This is a genomic window from Frankia sp. AgKG'84/4, assembly GCF_023242965.2.
Taxonomy (GTDB): domain Bacteria; phylum Actinomycetota; class Actinomycetes; order Frankiales; family Frankiaceae; genus Frankia.
In genome coordinates this window covers 1-4,273 of the sequence record NZ_JALKFU020000469.1, presented here as the reverse complement: position 1 = coordinate 4,273, position 4,273 = coordinate 1, and the positions used below count along the sequence as shown (strand labels likewise).

General features: G+C 73.2%; 5 protein-coding genes. 2 read left to right on the top strand and 3 right to left on the bottom strand.

What is annotated here, in order from left to right; genetic code table 11:
* Positions 1-718 (bottom strand): hypothetical protein (locus MXD58_RS21395; RefSeq protein ID WP_250609801.1); only part of this gene is annotated, 718 nt, incomplete at its 3' end.
* A 259-nt stretch (positions 719-977) separates the two neighbouring features.
* On the opposite strand from MXD58_RS21395, the gene MXD58_RS21390 reads away from it, so the two are divergent.
* Positions 978-1,481: a phage holin family protein gene (locus tag MXD58_RS21390; protein ID WP_248838195.1), complete on the top strand. Its 504-nt coding sequence runs from the start codon at positions 978-980 to the stop codon at positions 1,479-1,481.
* 81 nt (positions 1,482-1,562) lie between these two features.
* Entirely contained in the window at positions 1,563-2,477 is a 915-nt protein-coding gene (locus MXD58_RS21385) for an alpha/beta fold hydrolase (protein WP_248838194.1), read from the top strand.
* 49 nt (positions 2,478-2,526) lie between these two features.
* On the opposite strand, the gene MXD58_RS21380 is transcribed toward MXD58_RS21385, so the two are convergent.
* The gene (locus MXD58_RS21380) at positions 2,527-3,711 is read right to left on the bottom strand and encodes a MarP family serine protease (protein ID WP_248838193.1); all 1,185 of its coding nucleotides are present in this window, start codon (positions 3,709-3,711) and stop codon (positions 2,527-2,529) included.
* A 19-nt stretch (positions 3,712-3,730) separates the two neighbouring features.
* The gene (locus MXD58_RS21375; protein ID WP_308302015.1) at positions 3,731-4,228 is read right to left on the bottom strand and encodes a cupredoxin domain-containing protein; all 498 of its coding nucleotides are present in this window, start codon (positions 4,226-4,228) and stop codon (positions 3,731-3,733) included.
* Between the last annotated feature and the right edge of the window lie 45 nt (positions 4,229-4,273).

Genomic DNA, 4,273 nt, shown 5'->3' with positions numbered 1-4,273 from the left:
GGTCCCGGCCGGCCTCGAGATGGCCGACGTCGGTGGCGGTCAGCGCCTTGGGATCGAGACCACGGCTGATGAGCACCAGCCGGGACGCCGCCCGGGCGATCACGCCGTCCAGGGCGCCGAACGGCCGCAGCGCGAGCAGCTCGCCGTGCACCACGGCGGCCACGACGATCGCGGGGGCGATGGTGGGGGCGACGAGTAGCCCGGTCAGGCCATCCAGCCGGATCGAGGTCTCCATCGAGGTGGGCGGTGGACCCAGCCGCAGCGGATCCGTGGCGTCCCCGAAGCCGGCGTCGGCCCGGGGCCGGCCGAGCACCTCGTCGGGCAGGACGCCGCGACCCAGCAGGACGTGCATGCGCGCCAGCGCCTGCCTGGGCGCCCGCTCCCAGGCGGGTGCCAGCACCCCGAGCTCGCCGTAGAGACGCACCGTTCCCAGCACGACCGGCGAAAGCTCTCCGTCCGTCTGGCCGTCGCTGTCCGTCAGGTGGCGGCGCAGGAACTCCAGCGCGACGTCCTCACCTTCCAACGCGGCGCACGCACGGGCGGCTCGCAGGGATGCCTCCGTGGTGACCTCGGCGCTCTGCCGGCGCAGAATCCGATGCCGCAGCAGGGTGTCGACGGCCGCGCGGGCCGTGTCCGCGGCCGCGCGCACGCCGGGAAGCTCGGCGACGCGGGCGAGCGGGTCGGCGGCGAGGACTGATCCCGACGGTCGTTGGCTCACCGTTCGCACGCTACCGGTCTGCGTTCCGCCAGGCTGCCGGTCGGCCGGTCGCGGGCCCGCCGGCAGCCGGCGGTGGACCCTCGCACGCAGGGCCGTCGGGGGTGTCACAACGCCTCAGCCGCGTCGTTCGCCCCTGTCGGAGCCCTGTTCGCGGGAGACTGTGGTCAGGACATGGGGGTGCGCGGGCCACCCCACGCTGGGCAATCGGCCGCGCGTCCCGACCGCTGCGGGCGGGCGGCGGCCAGAGGGAGGACGAAGCGTGTCGTCGACTACTGCCGGAAAGGCGCCGGGCGCCCGGGAGCCTTCCCTGGGCGAGCTGGTGGCGCTGGCCACCCGCGACGTCTCATTGCTCGTCCGCCAGGAGATCAACCTGGCCAAGGTCGAGCTCGCCAGACAGGCCGTGTCGGCCACGCTGGGAATCGCGTTCCTGGGAGCGGCGGCGGGACTTGGTCTGGGGGCGCTGATCGCCGTCACGGTCTTCCTGGGTGAGCTGTTCACCTGGGCGGGCGTCGAGCGGTTCTGGGCGTACGGGCTCACCGCGCTGCTGTATCTGGTGCTAGCGGGTGTGCTGGTGCTGTTCGCGGTGATGCGGTTCCGCCGGCTCTCACCGCCCGAACGGACCATCCAGACGGTTCGGGACGACATCGCCTGGCTGCGCAATCCGACTGCGGCCCCGACGGGACCGGCGGTGCAGGCCGCTCGGCCCGGGCCGTCGCCCCACCCGGTGGCCACGACGCCGCCGGGCGCTCCCGCCGGGTCCTGAGAGCGTCCGGGCGGGCCCGGACCTGCCGCTTCCGGCCACCGGCGGTGCCGGTTCGCGGGGGGTCTGCCATTCTGGCTGGCGATGGAGGACACCGTTCCCGAGCCCGGCAGCGTCCTGATCGACGGGCCGTGGCGGCATCGTGACGTCTCCGCCAACGGAACCCGGCTGCACATCGCCGAGATCGGCCGCGGGCCGCTCGTCCTGCTGCTACATGGCTTCCCGCAGTTCTGGTGGGCCTGGCGCCATCAGCTCACGGCCCTGGCCGCGGCCGGTTACCGCGTCGTCGCGCCGGATCTGCGTGGCTACGGGGCGAGCGACAAGCCGCCGCGGGGCTACGACGCGTTCACCCTGTCCGACGACGTCGCCGGCCTGATCCGGGCGCTCGGCGAGCGGGACGCGGTGATCGTGGGCCACGACTGGGGCGGTCTGCTCGGCTGGACCACGGCGATCCGTCATCCGGCCGTCGTGCGCCGCCTGGCGGTCCTCGCCATGCCGCACCCACTGCGGCTGCGCCACCAGATCGCCGTGGATCCTCGCGGCCAGGGCGCGGCGAGTCGGTACCTGCTCGGCTTCCAGCTGCCATGGCGCCCGGAGCGAGGCCTGGTCACCGGGGACGCCGCCCAGGTCGGGGCGCTGTTGCGGGACTGGGGCGGGGTGGGCTACCCGGGCGAGGAGGAAGAACGGCGCTACCGCGCGGCGATGCGCATCCCGGGGGTCGCGCACAGCTCGCTGGAATACCACCGGTGGATCTTCCGGTCGCTGTTCCGGCCGGACGGGGCGCGTTTCGCCAACGTCCTGCGCCGCTCCCTACGGGTGGACACGCTGCAGATCCACGGCGCGGCCGACCGCTGTTTCCTGCCGTCCACGGCGCAGGGCTCGGGTCGTTATGTCAGCGCCTCCTACTCCTGGCGGCTGCACGACGGCGTCGGGCACTTCCCGCACGAGGAGATCCCGGACGTCATCAACGCCGAGCTGACGGCCTGGCTCGAGTCCTGAGCGCGCAGTCCCGGATCGGCCACCCGTCCCAGCCGGTCAGCGTCCCGGGTCAGTCACAGCCCTGGGTGCTCACGGCCGCCACGGCGGAACTTCCGACGGTCGCGGCGGTGCCGACCTCCGCGGCGCTGAGCACGTAGCCGGTGTCGGAGTCGCCGATGGCCGCGGCGAACACCACGCCGAGCACCGTGCCGTCGGGGGCGAGCAGCGGGCCGCCGGAGTTGCCCGGTAGGACCTGGCCGCGCACCGCGTAGATGTCGCGGACGACGGTGCCGCGTTCGTAGATGTTCGCCGCTCGGGCCCGCTGATGATCGCGGATACGCGCCGCCACGGTGGTGTACGGCCCGTCCTGCGGGTAGCCGGCGATCACCGCGGGGTCCTGCTCGGCGGCGGCGGGACTCGAACGGAACCGCAGCGGCGGACGCTGCAGGTCCGGGACGCGCAGCACGGCGACGTCCCGGTCCGGATCGAACAGGACGACCTCGGCGGAGAGGGTCCCGGTCGACAGGACGACGGTGGGATGGCGCACGCCGGCGACGACGTGCGCGTTGGTCATGACCCGTTGCGGGGAGATGACGAAGCCCGAGCCCTCGACCCGCTGGCCGCAGGACGGCGCGACCCCGCGGATCTTGACGATGCTCGCGGCGGCGTCGATCACGCCAGCGGCGGCGGTCGTCGCCTGGTCCGGTGGGCTCACGGAGACGGTCCGCTGGCTGTGGATGCCGGCGAAGACCTCGGGGAACTCGTGGCCGTTGGCGAGTTGCCGCAGGTCGGCGAAGGCGTCGCGGACCTGGTTCGGCATGCCGGAGTCGACGGCTGCCAGGACGCGGGAGCTCGCTACCGCCCGGGCGAGCGAGGCGTACCCGGAGCGCTGCACGGCTGTCGCCAGCAGCCAGGCGACGAGCAGCACGGACAGGGCGGAGAGCACCCCGCCGGCGAGCGCGTCGACAGTCCGGCCGGGCTGCCAGGTCAGCCTGTCGCGCACCGCGACCGCCAGTGCGGTCCCGGCGATCTGCCCGGCCATGGCGAGCCCGAGCACGACCAGCAGGCCGATGATCGCACCATGGTCCTGCTGGTTGACCAGATCGGTGAACGGCTTCGCGATCTTGGCGCCGAGGACGCCGCCGCCGAGGAACCCGACGAACGACAGCGCACCGACCAGAAAGCCGTGTCGGTACCCGGAGATCGCGAAGAGGACCGCGACCGCCAGCAGGGCGACGTCGAGCAGATTCGGCACAGCGCCGCCCCAACCCGACTTAGGTGATCTTCAAAGTGGCCGTCATGTTGGGATGCAGCGTACAGACCACCTGGTAGTCCCCCGGTTTGGTCACCGCGAACGTGATGCTCTGCTTCTCCCCGGCGGAAACGATCTTCGTGGTGGCGTCGGGAATGGTGGGTATGACGAAGTTGTGCGGCGGGGAGCCCGCCGCGACCGAGAAGTCGACCCGGATCCGGCCCGGCTTCGCCACCAGCTGGGAGGCGGAGAACTTCATGCTGGGCAGGCCGGTCACGGCGAAGACCTGGACGCCGTCCGCGCCTTCGGTCGCCGCCAGGGTCGGTCCGGCGGACGGGCTCGAACCGCCGTCCCCGCCGCAGCCGGCGGCTCCCAGCAGCACAGCGAGCAGCACCGTCACCAGCGTGAGCCCGGCTCGTCGACCGCGACCGCCCCGGCTCGCGGGTGCGCCGCGGCACTCGGACCGGTCGTCGTGGCGCGGCTGACGGTCGGCGACCGCGCCGTCCGCGGTACAGGTCATTCGGGGGGCCTCTCAGTAGTCGGGACGGTCCGGCTGGCTCAGGAC

Coding starts and splice junctions, on each gene's coding strand:
- MXD58_RS21385 (WP_248838194.1), top strand. CDS start 1,563: ATGGAGGACACCGTTCCCGAGCCCGGCAGCGTCCTGATCGACGGGCCG.
- MXD58_RS21375 (WP_308302015.1), bottom strand. CDS start 4,228: ATGACCTGTACCGCGGACGGCGCGGTCGCCGACCGTCAGCCGCGCCAC.